Below are 15,713 nucleotides of genomic sequence, written 5' to 3' on the forward strand. Positions count from 1 at the left end.
TGTTATGGGGCCATAGCTCAGCTGGGAGAGCGCCTGCCTTGCACGCAGGAGGTCAGCGGTTCGATCCCGCTTGGCTCCACCATAAACTGCTTCTGAAAGCTTAGAAATGAGCATTCACTTTGAATGTTGATTTCTAGTCTTTTGATTAGATCGTTCTTTAAAAATTTGGGTATGTGATAGAAAGATAGACTGAACGTTACTTTCACTGGTAACGGATCAGGCTAAGGTAAAATTTGTGAGTTCTCTTTTAATTAAGAATGCAAATTTTCGGCGAATGTCGTCTTCATAGTATAACCAGATTGCTTGGGGTTATATGGTCAAGTGAAGAAGCGCATACGGTGGATGCCTTGGCAGTCAGAGGCGATGAAAGACGTGGTAGCCTGCGATAAGCTTCGGGGAGTCGGCAAACAGACTTTGATCCGGAGATCTCTGAATGGGGGAACCCAGCCATCATAAGATGGTTATCTTGTACTGAATACATAGGTGCAAGAGGCGAACCAGGGGAACTGAAACATCTAAGTACCCTGAGGAAAAGAAATCAACCGAGATTCCCTTAGTAGTGGCGAGCGAACGGGGACTAGCCCTTAAGTGGCTTTGAGATTAGCGGAACGCTCTGGAAAGTGCGGCCATAGTGGGTGATAGCCCTGTACGCGAAAATCTCTTAGTCATGAAATCGAGTAGGACGGGGCACGAGAAACCTTGTCTGAATATGGGGGGACCATCCTCCAAGGCTAAATACTACTGACTGACCGATAGTGAACTAGTACCGTGAGGGAAAGGCGAAAAGAACCCCGGAGAGGGGAGTGAAATAGATCCTGAAACCGTATGCGTACAAGCAGTGGGAGCAGACTTTGTTCTGTGACTGCGTACCTTTTGTATAATGGGTCAGCGACTTATTTTCAGTGGCAAGCTTAACCGAATAGGGGAGGCGTAGCGAAAGCGAGTCTTAATAGGGCGTCTAGTCGCTGGGAATAGACCCGAAACCGGGCGATCTATCCATGGGCAGGTTGAAGGTTAGGTAACACTGACTGGAGGACCGAACCGACTACCGTTGAAAAGTTAGCGGATGACCTGTGGATCGGAGTGAAAGGCTAATCAAGCTCGGAGATAGCTGGTTCTCCTCGAAAGCTATTTAGGTAGCGCCTCATGTATCACTGTAGGGGGTAGAGCACTGTTTCGGCTAGGGGGTCATCCCGACTTACCAAACCGATGCAAACTCCGAATACCTACAAGTGCCGAGCATGGGAGACACACGGCGGGTGCTAACGTCCGTCGTGAAAAGGGAAACAACCCAGACCGTCAGCTAAGGTCCCAAAGTTATGGTTAAGTGGGAAACGATGTGGGAAGGCTTAGACAGCTAGGAGGTTGGCTTAGAAGCAGCCACCCTTTAAAGAAAGCGTAATAGCTCACTAGTCGAGTCGGCCTGCGCGGAAGATGTAACGGGGCTCAAACCATACACCGAAGCTACGGGTATCACGTAAGTGATGCGGTAGAGGAGCGTTCTGTAAGCCTGTGAAGGTGAGTTGAGAAGCTTGCTGGAGGTATCAGAAGTGCGAATGCTGACATGAGTAACGACAATGGGTGTGAAAAACACCCACGCCGAAAGACCAAGGTTTCCTGCGCAACGTTAATCGACGCAGGGTTAGTCGGTCCCTAAGGCGAGGCTGAAAAGCGTAGTCGATGGAAAACAGGTTAATATTCCTGTACTTCTAGTTATTGCGATGGAGGGACGGAGAAGGCTAGGCCAGCTTGGCGTTGGTTGTCCAAGTTTAAGGTGGTAGGCTGGAATCTTAGGTAAATCCGGGGTTCTAAGGCCGAGAGCTGATGACGAGTTACCTTTTAGGTGACGAAGTGGTTGATGCCATGCTTCCAAGAAAAGCTTCTAAGCTTCAGATAACTAGGAACCGTACCCCAAACCGACACAGGTGGTTGGGTAGAGAATACCAAGGCGCTTGAGAGAACTCGGGTGAAGGAACTAGGCAAAATGGCACCGTAACTTCGGGAGAAGGTGCGCCGGTGAGGGTGAAGGACTTGCTCCGTAAGCTCATGCCGGTCGAAGATACCAGGCCGCTGCGACTGTTTATTAAAAACACAGCACTCTGCAAACACGAAAGTGGACGTATAGGGTGTGACGCCTGCCCGGTGCCGGAAGGTTAATTGATGGGGTTAGCTAACGCGAAGCTCTTGATCGAAGCCCCGGTAAACGGCGGCCGTAACTATAACGGTCCTAAGGTAGCGAAATTCCTTGTCGGGTAAGTTCCGACCTGCACGAATGGCGTAACGATGGCGGCGCTGTCTCCACCCGAGACTCAGTGAAATTGAAATCGCTGTGAAGATGCAGTGTATCCGCGGCTAGACGGAAAGACCCCGTGAACCTTTACTATAGCTTTGCACTGGACTTTGAATTTGCTTGTGTAGGATAGGTGGGAGGCTTTGAAGCGTGAACGCCAGTTTGCGTGGAGCCATCCTTGAAATACCACCCTGGCAACTTTGAGGTTCTAACTCAGGTCCGTTATCCGGATCGAGGACAGTGTATGGTGGGTAGTTTGACTGGGGCGGTCTCCTCCTAAAGAGTAACGGAGGAGTACGAAGGTGCGCTCAGACCGGTCGGAAATCGGTCGTAGAGTATAAAGGCAAAAGCGCGCTTGACTGCGAGACAGACACGTCGAGCAGGTACGAAAGTAGGTCTTAGTGATCCGGTGGTTCTGTATGGAAGGGCCATCGCTCAACGGATAAAAGGTACTCCGGGGATAACAGGCTGATACCGCCCAAGAGTTCATATCGACGGCGGTGTTTGGCACCTCGATGTCGGCTCATCACATCCTGGGGCTGAAGCCGGTCCCAAGGGTATGGCTGTTCGCCATTTAAAGTGGTACGCGAGCTGGGTTTAGAACGTCGTGAGACAGTTCGGTCCCTATCTGCCGTGGACGTTTGAGATTTGAGAGGGGCTGCTCCTAGTACGAGAGGACCGGAGTGGACGAACCTCTGGTGTTCCGGTTGTCACGCCAGTGGCATTGCCGGGTAGCTATGTTCGGAAAAGATAACCGCTGAAAGCATCTAAGCGGGAAACTTGCCTCAAGATGAGATCTCACTGGAACCTTGAGTTCCCTAAAGGGCCGTCGAAGACTACGACGTTGATAGGTTGGGTGTGTAAGCGCTGTGAGGCGTTGAGCTAACCAATACTAATTGCCCGTGAGGCTTGACCATATAACACCCAAGCAATTTGCTTAAGAAGCGAGTTGCGGTGTGTGAAGACGATACAAACCGAAAGTTTGCGAACACACAAATCTATTACATACCCATTCGCTGGGACGTTGCACAAGCAACGGACTGGCTACCGAATTTCTTGACGACCATAGAGCGTTGGAACCACCTGATCCCATCCCGAACTCAGAAGTGAAACGATGCATCGCCGATGGTAGTGTGGGGTTTCCCCATGTGAGAGTAGGTCATCGTCAAGATTAAATTCCGAAACCCCAACTGCACATGCAGTTGGGGTTTTGTCTTTATATAGAAGTTACTGATTTTGCTGGCACGTTCTACTTTCAAGTTGAACGGATCGGCCACAGAATTTCTTGACGACCATAGAGCGTTGGAACCACCTGATCCCATCCCGAACTCAGAAGTGAAACGATGCATCGCCGATGGTAGTGTGGGGTTTCCCCATGTGAGAGTAGGTCATCGTCAAGATCAAATTCCAAAACCCCTGTCTGTTCACGCAGACAGGGGTTTTGTTTTTATGCGCTATAAAGCCTGGGCTGTGTAGCAGAAGCAGATTACAGGGTGGATTCAGGGCTTTATCAGCATCGAGTAAGCAGCCATCAAGATCACACTTGCTTGCCTCTTACGCCCTGTTCTTACGCATCTTGCTGCTTCTACGGGCGATTAACTTACGCCACCAGATATAGATGCCGGTCAGTGCCAGCACGGCAATCAGAACGCCCAATAGAGCAATGATCACCTGCCCCGTGGTACCGATGATCCTGCCTCCATGTATGGGGAGTTGCAGTCGGTAGAAGCGCTCTCCGAGGGTGCCTTGCCCCGCTATCTCCTGCCCCAGCAAGCGCCCATCCGTACCGTGGAAGAACAGCCAGGACTTACCATGGGCCTGGCTGTCATGCCGACCAAAACCTGCTCCATAGAAGTTGTATTCAAAGCTGTAATACAACTCACCAATCGTCTCCTTCAAGCCCAGCCGCTGCCCCTCTTCCAGAGCCCGTTCATAGGCCTGTTGATAAGTCAGCCGGGTTATCCCCAGCTCTGCCGCCGGTACTCGTCCCCGAGCTTCATAGACGCTGGGTTCGATGGACGAGAGCAATGACACCACGGGTTTGAACACCTGGCTCGGCAGGTTCATGGCCACGCTACTGATGGCGATCGGCAGCAGGAGCAGCCATAACCACAAGCCTGCGGCGCGATGCAGGTCGAAGTTGAGCCGATAGGCATGGCCGCCCTTGATCTTCCAGGCCGTGGCCCACTTGTGCCAGAACGGCCGTCCACGAGGCAGGGTCAGCAGCAAGGCAACAAAACAGTCGATGACCCAGGCAATGGCCACCAGCCCCATCAACCACAACCCCCAATTGCCGGGCAGGCTCAGGTTGTAGTGGAACTCCAGCAGAAAAGGCACCAGGTTCTGCCGCTGGAAGCAGCAGGCGCCCCAAAAGCGCTGCCCCTGCTGATGGGCCGTAACCGGGTCCAAGTAAAATACTTGATTGCGCTCGGTATACGGTTGGCCGGTGGCCGGGTCGGTGCGTGGCACCGCTGCCAGCAGCGCGGCATGCCCGGCTTCTTGTGGATATTCCATGTACCAGACCTGCAGCCTCGGGTGCTCGGCCTGAACGCTATCCACCAGTGCGCCGGGGGCCAGCACCGGCCCCTTGCCAGGCGTGTGATAGAACTCGGGGTTGAGCCACTCATCCAGCTCGTGATGAAAGGCCAGGACACTCCCGGTCAGCCCGGCCAGCAGCAGGAACACTGCGGTGGCCAGGCCCATGTAGCGGTGCAATAGAACCAGAATGGCGCGCATGACATTTTCCCGTAGAGACGACAAAGCCAGCGGCTTCTGACAGGCGCTGGCTTTGTTGGCGTCAACCTAGATCAGAACTGGTAGCTCACCGTGGCGGCGACATTGCGCTCTTCGCCCAGGTAGCAGTAGCTCAAGCTTGCACAGGAGGCGACGTAGGACTCATTGGTCAGGTTGTTGGCATTGAGCCGTACATCCACTCCCTTGAGGCCCAGCTTGCCCAGGTCATAGCCGATGGAGGCATCGAAGAGCGTGTAGGCCGGTACCTTCATGGTGTTCTCGGCATCGGCCCAGCTGTAGCCCACATAGCGCACACCGCCGCCCAGGCGCAGGCCATCCAGCGCCGCGCTGTCGAACTTGTAGTCGGCCCACAGCGACGCCATCTGCCGCGGTGCCTGAGTAGGCGAGTTGCCCTTGTTCTCGATGAGGTTGGTGGCGCTGCTCAGGGTGCTGGTCATCGACTTCGAATACTGGATGTCGGTGAAGGTATAGCTGCCCAGCAGTTTCAGGTTGTCGGTCAGCTGCATGTGGGCTTCCAGCTCCAGCCCCTGGGAGCGAACAGCACCCACCGCACGATAGAAGTTTTCCTGGGGCAGCTTCGACGCCAGGTTCTCCTGGTCGATGCGGAACAACGAGGCAGTGAACAAGTTGTCCGTACCTGGTGGCTGATATTTCAGCCCGACTTCCCATTGAGTGCCGTCGGTAGGTGGCAGCGGATTGCCTGCGCTGTCTGCGTAGGAGTTGGGGTTGAATGACTCGGAATAGCTGACGTAAGGCGCCAGACCGTTATCGAACAGATAGAGCGCGCCCGCACGCCCAGTGAGCTTGGTGCGTTTGTCGCTGATTTCGGTGCCCAGTGGGCGCTGGGCTTCAGCCAGGCGGTTTTCATCCGAGGTTTCCACCCAGTCCTGGCGCAGCCCGAGAGAGAAGCGCCATTTGTCCAGCTCGATCAGGTCCTGCAAGTACACGCCGGTCTGTTCCAGGCGCCGCAAATAGCTGGTGTGGCTGTAGTAGTTGATCGTCGAGTTGCCATAGACCGGGTTGAACGCATTGATCGGTTGCAGCGTTCCCTGGTCCCAGTCGACCACGGTCTTGCGCCGTTGATAGTCGGCTCCCAGCAGTAAGGTGTGCTTGACCTCGCCAGTGAGGAATTCGGCCTGCAGCATGTTATCGACGATGAAGGAGTGGAGCTTCTCATCTCCACCCGAGTAATAGCGGTTCAGGTCATTGCTGGCGGCATTGGTCCAGCCATAGGCATAGACCTGGTCGAGCTTCACCTTGGAGTCCAGGTAGCGGAAGTTCTGGCGGGCGGTGAAGGTGTCGTTGAAACGATGCTCGAACTGATAGCCGAAGGACTGTTGATCGCGCTTGTAGCCATCCACGCCCGGCTCGCCCTCGAAGAAATGCTCGGAAATGCGCTGGCCATTGCGCTGGTTCAGGGTGCCGTTGGCCGGCATGCCGCCGTGGTAGCCGCCATCGGGGTCATTCTGCAAATAGGCCTGGAGCGTCAGGGAGGTGTCTTCACTGAAGTCGATACTCAGGGTCGGCGACAGGGCGAAGCGTTTTTCCTTCGCGTGGTCGAACTGAGTGTCGGACTTGTCCGTCAGGCCGATCAACCGATAGGCAACGCGCTTGTCGTCATCGAGCGGGCCGCTGAAGTCGAACCCCAGGCCCTGTTTGCCCTGGGTGCCCACGGTTGCCTGAATCTGGTGATAGGGCTCGTAGAGAGGCTTTTTGCTGGTCAGGGCCACCAGGCCGCCAGGGGAACTGCGGCCATAAAGCACCGATGAGGGGCCCTTGAGAATATCCACCCGTTCGAGGAAGTAGGGGTCGACCTGCATGCTGCTGTAGGTGCCGCTGTCACCCATGGACTTGAGGCCATCGAGGTAGATGTTGTCCACCGAACCATCGTTGAAGCCGCGCATCGCTACATAGTCGTAGCGATGGGTGGCGCCATAGGGATTGGTCAGCACGCCGGGGGTGTAGCGCATGGTCTGGGCGACGGTTTGCGCGCCCTGGTCGTCGATCTGTTCACGGGTGACCACCGAGACGCTTTGCGAGGTCTCCAGCAACGCGGTACTGGTCTTGGTGGCGATCTGACTGTGCGTCGCGTTGTAGCCCTCCATGCTGCCCAATGCGTTGCCCAGGGCGAAGCCCTTGACCTCAGTGGCGGGCAGGGTCAGGGCGCTGCCCTGGGGCAGGGGCCGCAGTACGTAGTTGCCGCCGTCCTGGCTGACCGCCTCCAGTCCCGAACCCCGCAGCAGCTGGTTCAGGCCTTGGGGAATGGAGTAGTCGCCCTGGAGCCCGGGGGACTGCCTGCCCTGGGTCAGGGCCGGGGTGGTGGACAGGGTGATCCCGGCCTGCCGGGCGAACTGGTTGAGGGCATCGCCGAGGTTGCCCGGGGCCACGCTGTAGCTGTGACGCGGGGCATCAACAGCGCTAGCGGCGGCCAGCACCTGGGGCGCCACTGTGCCGAGGCCGATGCTGGAGCACAGCAGGGCGGCGCGGATGGCTTGGCGCAAGGGGCGGGCGCAGGGTGAGCTTGGGCGGGTGTCGCGCAGAGTCATGGTAGGTTCCGTTGAAGTCGCAGGAAGCAGATTGAAGTGCTTACTGACTAAGCCGGACGTCCTGGCAAAACCCGCCAAAAAAAATCACCCCAGTGAATTTCAAGCCACTGGCCCCAAGGTCACCCACCAACGGGTGCGGTAGCGCAACTGCACTGGCAGGGTCTGGGGCAGGATGGCCAGCAACTTGTCGGTGTCTTCCAGGCGGAACACACCTGAAAGGCGCAGATTGCCAACCGCTGCCGAGCAGCCCAGATAGCCATGGCGATAGCGGCCGACCTCCTGGAGGAAGTCGTCCAGGCGCATGTTGCGCGTAACGATCAGGCCATCGGCCCAGGCGCCGACGTCCATCGCCAGGGGGGCCGCAGGTTCGGCCAGGCCATGGCTGATCTGATAGCTCTGACCTGCTTCCACCCGGGCGCTACGGCCGTCGGCGGTGTGCGGCGCATGAATGGCCACGCTGCCGTGGGTCACGCTCAGGCGCGTGCAGCGTTCCTCCACGCGCACCACGAAGCGGGCGTCGAAGCCTTCCAGCAGGGCGTGGCGGCTCTCCACCAGCAGCGGGCGGGCAGGGCCGTGATCGGCTCCACAGGACACCATGATCTCGCCCCGGCGCAGTTTGATCAGGCGCTGCTCGGCATTGAAGTTGAGGTCCGCCGCGCTGTCGGTATTGAGTTCCAGGCGGGTGCCATCGGGCAACTGGAAGCCTCGCTGCTCGCCGACGGCGGTGGCAAAGTCTGCGTTCCATTGTTGCCAGCCCAGCAGATCCTTGCCGACCCAGGCACTGGAGCCCAGGAGCAGGGCGCCACTGAGCAGTTTCAGGGCCTGGCGCCGGCCCAGGCGCTGACTGCTGTGTTCCAGGGTATGCAAGGCCACCTGAGCCCCCGGCACCGAACGCAGGTTGGCCGTGAGTTCCTGCTGCAACGATTGCACCCGCTGCCAGGCCAGTTCGTGCTCCTGGTGCGCCGCCCGCCACAGATCGCACTGTTGCTGCAGCTTGGGGTTGGCACCGTTGTTGCGCAGGCGCAGCAACCAGTTGATTGCTTGCTTGACCACCAGGTGATCGGGATTGGGCTTGAGCGGCAGGCTGACGGGGAAGTTATCCACAGGCTTCAGCTCTCGTAGCGCAGCAGGTAGCAATGGTAGAGCGCCTGGGCGACATAACGCTCGACGGTACGCAGGGATAGGCCCATCTGCTGAGCAATCTGCTTGTGGGTAAGTTCCTCGCACTGAGCCAGGAGAAAAGCCTGACGTACTTTCGGCTTCAGCCCTTCAAGCATCCGCGCAATGCTTTCCAGCAGCTCCAGAATCAACGCCCGAGCTTCAGCGCCGGGTGTTTGGGCTTCGGGCAAGTGGGCGATGGTTTCCAGATAGGCACGTTCGATTTCCTCGCGGCGCCAGTGATCGATTACCAGCCCCCGGGCGATGGTGCGTAAAAAAGCCCGGGGGGCCTTGAGTTCCAGACGTTCAGTTTTCTGCAGCAGGCGTACGAAGGTGTCCTGAGCCAGGTCGGCAGCATCCGCGGCATTGCCCAGGCGCTGGCGCAGCCAGCTGTTGAGCCAGCCATGGTGATGGCTGTAGAGCGTCTGTACGGCGAACTCGGGTGATGACATGGACGCGGACTGCCTGAGTGTCACTAATGATAATTAGTCGCATTGTCATTGAGGCTTTATCGATTTGGCAATAAGCAGCGCACTGTCGGTCATCTGAAAATGTGCCACGGATGCTCTGGAACACCGTTCGGCGGGATTAGGCAAATTCAGGCGAGTAATTCAGAAAAATCTCTAAGGGTTCGCAGATTCTTGCCGAAAGACTGATAAGACATGCGTGCACCAAAGTAGAGCGGTCAGAGAACATCGCCTGCGCTGTTACATGGAATGTTGCATTACGGACGCATCCCCACTTTCGGCATAAGAAGTCCCATGAAATGAATCTCAAGTTCAGCCATAAAATCCTTTTGGCCGCCTCCGGCGTAGTGGTTCTGGCTTTTGCGTTGTTCACCTTGTACAACGACTACCTGCAGCGAAACACCATCCGACAGAACCTCGAATCCTCTATCCAGCAGGCCGGTGAGCTCACCTCCAGCAGTGTGCAGAACTGGATGAGCGGGCGGATCCTGGTGCTCGAGAACCTCGCGCAGAACGTTGCTCACCAAGGTCAGAACGCAGATTTCCCAGGGCTGGTGGACCAACCGGCCTTTACCTCGAACTTCCAGTTCACCTACGTCGGCCAGGCCAACGGCACCTTCACCCAGCGCCCTGACGCGAAGATGCCCGACGGCTACGACCCGCGTCAGCGCCCCTGGTACAAGCAGGCCGTCGCCGCCGACAAGACCATGCTGACCCCGCCCTACATGGCGGCTGTCGGTGGCCTGGTGGTGACCATCGCCATGCCGGTGAAAAAGCAGGGTGAACTGCTGGGCGTGGTTGGTGGCGACCTGAGCCTGGAAACCCTGGTGAAGATCATCAACTCGGTGGATTTCGGTGGCCTGGGCCACGCCTTCCTGGTCAGTGCCGACGGTCAGGTGATCGTCAGCCCGGACAAGGACCAGGTGATGAAGAACCTCAAGGACATCTACCCCGGCGCCAACGTACGGATCGAAAACGGCAACCAGGAAGTGGTCCTGAACAAACAGGAGCGCATCCTCTCCTTCACCCCGGTGACCGGCTTGCCGAATGCCGAGTGGTACATCGGTCTGTCCATCGACAAGGACAAGGCCTACGCACCGCTGAGCCAATTCCGTACTTCTGCCTTGATCGCGATGTTTATCGCCGTGGCGGTGATCGCCGTACTGCTGACCCTGCTGATCCAGGTGTTGATGCGCCCACTGATCACCATGGGCCGTGCGATGCAGGACATCGCCCAGGGCGAGGGCGACCTGACCCGGCGCCTGGTGGTGGAGAGCAAGGACGAATTCGGCGAACTGGGCAGCTCGTTCAACCAGTTCGTCGAGCGGATCCATGCCTCGATTTCCGAAGTGTCCTCGGCCACGCGCCAGGTACACGACCTGTCCCAGCGCGTGATGGCTTCGTCCAACGCTTCGATCATCGGTTCCGACGAGCAGAGCGCCCGCACCAACAGCGTGGCCGCCGCGATCAACGAACTGGGGGCCGCAACCCAGGAAATCGCCCGTAACGCCGCCGATGCCTCGCAGCACGCCAGTGGCGCCAGCGAACAGGCCGACGACGGTCGCCAAGTGGTGGAACAGACCATCCAGGCCATGACCGAGCTGTCGCAGAAGATCAGCCTGTCCTGCACCCAGATCGAGACCCTGAACGCCAGCACCGACAACATCGGGCACATTCTCGACGTGATCAAGGGCATCTCCCAGCAGACCAACTTGCTGGCCCTCAACGCGGCCATCGAAGCGGCCCGTGCCGGCGAAGCCGGTCGTGGCTTCGCCGTGGTGGCCGACGAGGTGCGCAACCTGGCTCATCGTACCCAGGAGTCGGCGGAAGAGATCCACAAGATGATCACCTCCTTGCAGGTCGGCTCCCGTGAAGCGGTGTCGACCATGAACGCCAGCCAGGCGTCCAGCGAAGAGAGCGTCGAAGTGGCCAACCAGGCCGGTGCGCGGCTGGTCAGCGTGACTCAGCGGATCGGCGAGATCGATGGCATGAACCAGTCGGTGGCGGCGGCGACCGAAGAGCAGACGGCCGTGGTGGAGACCCTCAATGTCGACATCAACCAGATCAACCTGCTGAACCAGCAGGGCGTGGCCAACCTCAACGAAACCCTGAAGGATTGCGATGCCCTGTCGCAGCAGGCCAGCCGCCTGAAGCAGCTGGTGGACAGCTTCAAGATCTGAGGTTTCGCGTCACTTTCAAGCCCGCTCCCGCCTCACGGCAGGGCGGGCTTTTTCATGGGTACCGATCAGGCCGGGTGGTCGCCCAGCAGCCCCAGGTGAGTATTGATCACCTGCAACAGGCGCTGGCGCTGGGACTTGATGAAGAAGTGATTGCCGGCCACTTCGATCAGCTCGAACTCGCGGCCGGTGAACTCGCGCCAGTTGAGCATGAGGTTGGCCGTGGCCAGCGGGTCCTCGCTGCCGTAGAAGGCCGTCAACGGCACATCCAGGCAACCGCTGGAGGTGTCGTACCAGGTTTCGAAAAGCTTCAGGCCGTTGCGCAGCAGGCGTTCGTAGGATTGCAGGTCGTTCTGCCCGCGGGGCATCTCCAGGGGGCTGGCGCCGAGGGTCAGGATCGCCTCGCGAAACGCGGCGATGGGCAGGGAGTGGAGCAAGGGCCGGCGCGGCAGGCTATCCGGGCTGCGACAGCCGGAGACGAACAGGTGGCGGGTCTGCTGGGGAAAGCGTTCCTGGGCATGCTTGCTGGTCTCGTAGGCCAGCAGCGCGCCCAGGCCGTGGCCGAACAGCGCATGGGGCTCGCCGAGCCAGGGGTCGAGGGCGGTGAAGGTGTTTTCCAGCAGGCTGGGCCAGTTGTCGCAGGGCGCTTCGTCACGGCGCGGACCGTGCCCCGGCAGGTTGAGCACCACCAGCTCGATATGATCGGCCAGGCCACTGGACCAGACCCGCATTTGCTCGGCTGCCGCCCCGGCCTGGGGAAAGCAGATCAGGCGGATCCGGGTGGCTTGCCCGGGTTTGATCACCAGCGTCCATTGTCGGGTGTCGGTGTACACAGCTTTTCCTTAAGCAAGTGGGCCGGCACTGCGCCGGCCAGAGGCAGCCTGAAGAGGGCGTCGCAGTCTGCGGATGGTTTCTAACATAGTGCCTGTCGTCCGTGAAGGCACGTGTGTGCCGGGCCGGGCGGGCGGTTGCTGTCGGTCGCCGGAACGCGGCTTGCGGCTATGCTCTGAATGTTTCGCGCCGGCTCTTTTCCGGCGGCTGGTGATTGTAAGGTGCCATTGTTTTTTGCCGGGCCAGCCTTCACCATCAGCCGATTTACGACAGCTCCCATGGACGCATTGCATTGGCGGCACGTTTAGCTCTTTCTCGGACCCTGCGCTGGTTCTGCGCGGCATTGCTGCTGGCCGGCGCACTGCTGGGCAGCCTGCACGCCGACTGGGATTTCTCCCTGATCAGCCGCCGTGCCACGGCGCTCTACGGTCCGCTGGGCGAAGGGCAGCCGCGCATCGATGCCTGGCAGCACCTGCTGGCCACGCAAAAGCAGGTGCCCGAGCGCGAACAGTTGAAGGTGGTCAACCTGTTCTTCAACAAGAACATGCGCTACGTGGAAGACATCGACCTGTGGCACCAGGTGGATTATTGGGAAACGCCGATCGAGGCATTGTGGAAGGGCGCCGGCGATTGCGAGGACTACGCGATCGCCAAGTATTTCAGCCTGCGCCACCTCGGGGTTTCCAGTGACAAACTGCGCATCACCTACGTCAAGGCCCTGCGCCAGAACCGTGCGCACATGGTCTTGACCTACTATTCCAGCCCGGAGGCCATGCCTCTGGTGCTCGACAGCCTGGAAGACTCGATCCGCCCGGCCAGCGAGCGTACCGACCTGTTGCCGGTGTACTCCTTCAATGCCGAGGGTCTGTGGCTACCGGGGGCCAAAGGCAACAAGCGGGTGGGCGACACCAAGCGCCTGTCCCGTTGGCAGGACGTGTTGAAAAAAATGCAGGCCGAAGGTTTTCCGGTCGAGACGACTAACTAGGAGCACGAGCTCAGATGTCTTTGTTCAAACAACTGTTGATCGCAATCTGTGTGTTCCTGGTGGTCGCCTTCAGCGGCAGCTTCATGGTCAGCCTGGAAAGCTCGCGCACCCAGTATGTCAATCAGCTGCGCTCCCATGCCCAGGATGCCGCCACTGCCCTGGCGCTGTCGCTGACGCCGAACATCGACGACCCGGCGATGGTCGAGCTGATGGTCAGCTCGATCTTCGACAGTGGCTACTACGCCAGTATCCGGGTGGTGGACCTGGCCACCGACAAGACCCTTGTCGAGCGCAGCGGCATCCCGGAAGTCGGCAACGTGCCCCAGTGGTTTGTCAGCCTGATCGGCCTGGAACCGGCGGGTGGCGATGCCATCGTCAGCCGCGGCTGGGAACAGGCGGCTCGGGTCGAGGTGCTCAGCCACCCGATGTTCGCCGTGGCCAAGCTCTGGCAAAGTGCCCTGGGCAGCCTGGGCTGGCTGTTGATCTGCGGTGCGGTGAGCGCGGTGCTCGGCGCCCTGCTGCTGCGGCGCCAGCTCAAGCCGTTGGACTACATGGTCCAGCAGTCCCACGCCATTGCCCGTCGTGAATTCCTCAGCCTGCCGCAATTGCCCCGGACTCCGGAGCTGCGGCGGGTGGTGCAGGCCATGAACCAGATGGTCGAGAAGCTCAAGGCGCTGTTCCAGGAGCAGGCCGAGCGCAGCGAGAAACTGCGCACCGAGTCCTATCAGGACAGCCTGACCGGGCTGGCCAACCGGCGTTATTTCGAAATGCAGCTGCACGCCCGCGTAAGCAACCCCGAGCAGGCCAGTTCCGGCTACCTGTTGCTGTTGCGGGTCAAGGACCTGGCCGGGCTGAACCAGCGCCTGGGCGGCCAGCGTACCGACCAGTTGCTCAAGGCGGTGGGTGAACAACTGCTGCGCGAGTGCGACAAGTACCCGGAAACCCACAACCTGGTCACCCGGGTCCGTGGTGGCGAGTTCGCGGTGCTGGCGCCGGGGCTGGTGCGTGAGGAAGCCATCCAGCTGGCCCAGAGCCTGGACAGTGCCCTGGGCAACCTGCACGCCACCGGCGCCACCGATGTTGCCTCAGTGGCCTCCATCGGCCTGGCGGCGTTTGCTCACGGTGATTCGCCGCAAGCGGTGCTGAGCCTCGGCGACCAGGCTCTGGCCCAGGCCGAAGCCCAGGGTGACACCAGCTGGGCCTGCCTCGATCAAGGCGCCAGTGCCCAGGTTGGGGATGACCACCATGCCTGGCACCGGCTGTTGGACCGGGCGCTGTCGGAGCAGCACTTCCAGCTGTACTTCCAGCCGGTGGTGGCCGCTCGGGACACCCACCTGGTGCTGCACTACAAAGTGCTGTCGCGGCTGCTGGATGAACAGGGCCAGACCATTCCGGCCGGGCGTTTCCTGCCGTGGCTGGAGCGTTTCGGCTGGACCTCGCGCCTGGATCTGCTGATGCTCGAACAGGTGCTGAGACAGATGGCGAGCCACGAAGACTGCCTGGCGCTGAACCTGTCGGCGGCGACCCTGGCGGACCCGCACGCCCTGAATCGGGTGTTCGAGATCCTGCGCCAGCATTCCGACCTGGGCCCGCGCCTGACCCTGGAGATCGGTGAAGAGCAATTACCCGAGCAGGCCATGCTGGAACAGCTGACCCGGCGCCTGCGCGAGCTGGGTTTCTCCCTCAGCCTGCAACGCTTCGGTGGGCGCTTCAGCATGATCGGCAACCTGGCGCGCCTGGGGCTGGCGTACCTGAAGATCGATGGCAGCTACATCCGCGACATCGATCAGGAAAGCGACAAGCGCCTGTTTATCGAAGCCATCCAGCGCGCGGCCCACAGCATCGACCTGCCGCTGATTGCCGAACGGGTCGAGACCGAGGGCGAGCTGCAGGTGATTCGCGAGATGGGCTTGTACGGGGTGCAGGGCCAGCTGTTCGGCGAGCCGGCTCCCTGGGGTTGAAACCGCTTTCGCCGGCGGTCCTGCTTACAGGCCTTTAAACCGCTTTCGCCGGCAAGCCGGCTCCTACAGTAGGAGTCGGCTGGCGAAAAGGGTTCAGATCAATCCGGTTTCATCGTCATTGATCAACCGGCTCAAACCGCCCAGCGCCTCGCGGGCCTGGGTGCGATCCATCAGCTTGGCCTGGGCCGCGGCCGGCAGGTCGGTGATGCGGATCACGCCCTTGAGGGTCAGGAGCTGGATCAGGTCGTCCAGCACCCGGATCATTTCCAGGTCGCTTTGCTTGAGTTGCTTGAGACTGACTTCCACCGCCTCGTTGGCGTACCAGGTCTGGATCTCGTGGTGGTCGGCGGGCAGCGTCTCGGTGGCCTCGGCGTAAGCGGCGGCTTCCACGCGAATCAGCTGGCCCTGTGCATCGCGTTGCACGTAGAACATGGCGAATCCCTCAGGCATGTGTTTCCGGCGTCAGGCAGGCAGCAGCATAGGCCAACGCAGCATTCAGAGCGCGAGTATGCGGTGCGCCGCGGCGCTCGTCACGCCGCGGGCT

General features: G+C 59.5%; 9 protein-coding genes, 1 tRNA gene and 3 rRNA genes. 7 read left to right on the forward strand and 6 right to left on the reverse strand.

What is annotated here, in order from left to right; all coding sequences use genetic code 11:
• Positions 1-6 precede the first annotated feature (6 nt).
• The 4 genes from KI242_RS00625 to rrf (KI242_RS00640) all read left to right on the forward strand — a co-directional run bounded on the left by KI242_RS00625 (position 7) and on the right by rrf (KI242_RS00640) (position 3,690).
• Positions 7-82 (forward strand) — tRNA-Ala (locus KI242_RS00625).
• 233 nt (positions 83-315) lie between these two features.
• Positions 316-3,207: ribosomal RNA gene (locus tag KI242_RS00630) — 23S ribosomal RNA — on the forward strand.
• 138 nt (positions 3,208-3,345) lie between these two features.
• Positions 3,346-3,461: ribosomal RNA gene (gene rrf, locus KI242_RS00635) — 5S ribosomal RNA — on the forward strand.
• A 113-nt stretch (positions 3,462-3,574) separates the two neighbouring features.
• Positions 3,575-3,690: ribosomal RNA gene (gene rrf / locus KI242_RS00640) — 5S ribosomal RNA — on the forward strand.
• A gap of 154 nt (positions 3,691-3,844) precedes the next feature.
• Here rrf (KI242_RS00640) and KI242_RS00645 read toward each other — a convergent pair.
• The 4 genes from KI242_RS00645 to KI242_RS00660 all read right to left on the reverse strand — a co-directional run bounded on the left by KI242_RS00645 (position 3,845) and on the right by KI242_RS00660 (position 9,200).
• Positions 3,845-5,026 (reverse strand): PepSY domain-containing protein, encoded by a 1,182-nt coding sequence (locus tag KI242_RS00645; protein ID WP_152685855.1) that lies wholly within the window; start codon positions 5,024-5,026, stop codon positions 3,845-3,847.
• A 71-nt stretch (positions 5,027-5,097) separates the two neighbouring features.
• The gene (locus tag KI242_RS00650; protein ID WP_212805828.1) at positions 5,098-7,590 is read right to left on the reverse strand and encodes a TonB-dependent siderophore receptor; all 2,493 of its coding nucleotides are present in this window, start codon (positions 7,588-7,590) and stop codon (positions 5,098-5,100) included.
• Positions 7,591-7,689: 99 nt separating this feature from the next.
• Positions 7,690-8,694 carry a FecR family protein gene (locus KI242_RS00655; RefSeq protein ID WP_212805829.1) on the reverse strand — a complete coding sequence of 335 codons (1,005 nt, stop codon included), beginning with the start codon at positions 8,692-8,694 and terminating at the stop codon, positions 7,690-7,692.
• 5 nt (positions 8,695-8,699) lie between these two features.
• Complete coding sequence (locus KI242_RS00660) at positions 8,700-9,200, reverse strand: sigma-70 family RNA polymerase sigma factor (protein ID WP_053148356.1); 501 nt, start codon at positions 9,198-9,200, stop codon at positions 8,700-8,702.
• Positions 9,201-9,514: 314 nt separating this feature from the next.
• Between KI242_RS00660 and KI242_RS00665 the strand changes: the two genes are divergently transcribed.
• Entirely contained in the window at positions 9,515-11,395 is a 1,881-nt protein-coding gene (locus KI242_RS00665) for a methyl-accepting chemotaxis protein (RefSeq protein WP_011058509.1), read from the forward strand.
• A 65-nt stretch (positions 11,396-11,460) separates the two neighbouring features.
• Here KI242_RS00665 and KI242_RS00670 read toward each other — a convergent pair whose 3' ends face one another.
• Positions 11,461-12,225 (reverse strand): alpha/beta fold hydrolase, encoded by a 765-nt coding sequence (locus KI242_RS00670; protein ID WP_011058510.1) that lies wholly within the window; start codon positions 12,223-12,225, stop codon positions 11,461-11,463.
• Positions 12,226-12,515: 290 nt separating this feature from the next.
• Here KI242_RS00670 and lapG point away from each other — a divergent pair, with 290 nt between their 5' ends.
• Both lapG and lapD read left to right on the forward strand, forming a co-directional pair.
• On the forward strand, positions 12,516-13,208 hold the full coding sequence (gene lapG, locus KI242_RS00675) for a cysteine protease LapG (protein WP_011058511.1): 693 nt from the start codon (positions 12,516-12,518) through the stop codon (positions 13,206-13,208).
• A 14-nt stretch (positions 13,209-13,222) separates the two neighbouring features.
• Positions 13,223-15,169, forward strand: coding sequence for a cyclic di-GMP receptor LapD (gene lapD / locus KI242_RS00680; RefSeq protein ID WP_053155799.1), 1,947 nt, complete (start codon positions 13,223-13,225; stop codon positions 15,167-15,169).
• A 93-nt stretch (positions 15,170-15,262) separates the two neighbouring features.
• Here lapD and KI242_RS00685 read toward each other — a convergent pair whose 3' ends face one another.
• Positions 15,263-15,601 carry a hypothetical protein gene (locus KI242_RS00685; RefSeq protein ID WP_011058513.1) on the reverse strand — a complete coding sequence of 113 codons (339 nt, stop codon included), beginning with the start codon at positions 15,599-15,601 and terminating at the stop codon, positions 15,263-15,265.
• Positions 15,602-15,713: the final 112 nt, after the last annotated feature.

Source organism: Pseudomonas sp. Eqa60 (assembly GCF_018326405.1).
Classification (GTDB): Bacteria; Pseudomonadota; Gammaproteobacteria; order Pseudomonadales; family Pseudomonadaceae; genus Aquipseudomonas; species Aquipseudomonas protegens.

Bases quoted from the DNA above. Each gene is read 5' to 3' on its own strand.
- KI242_RS00645 (WP_152685855.1), bottom strand. From the start codon at position 5,026: ATGCGCGCCATTCTGGTTCTATTGCACCGCTACATGGGCCTGGCCACC.
- KI242_RS00650 (WP_212805828.1), bottom strand. From the start codon at position 7,590: ATGACTCTGCGCGACACCCGCCCAAGCTCACCCTGCGCCCGCCCCTTG.
- KI242_RS00660 (WP_053148356.1), bottom strand. From the start codon at position 9,200: ATGTCATCACCCGAGTTCGCCGTACAGACGCTCTACAGCCATCACCAT.
- KI242_RS00665 (WP_011058509.1), top strand. From the start codon at position 9,515: ATGAATCTCAAGTTCAGCCATAAAATCCTTTTGGCCGCCTCCGGCGTA.
- lapD (WP_053155799.1), top strand. From the start codon at position 13,223: ATGTCTTTGTTCAAACAACTGTTGATCGCAATCTGTGTGTTCCTGGTG.
- KI242_RS00685 (WP_011058513.1), bottom strand. From the start codon at position 15,601: ATGTTCTACGTGCAACGCGATGCACAGGGCCAGCTGATTCGCGTGGAA.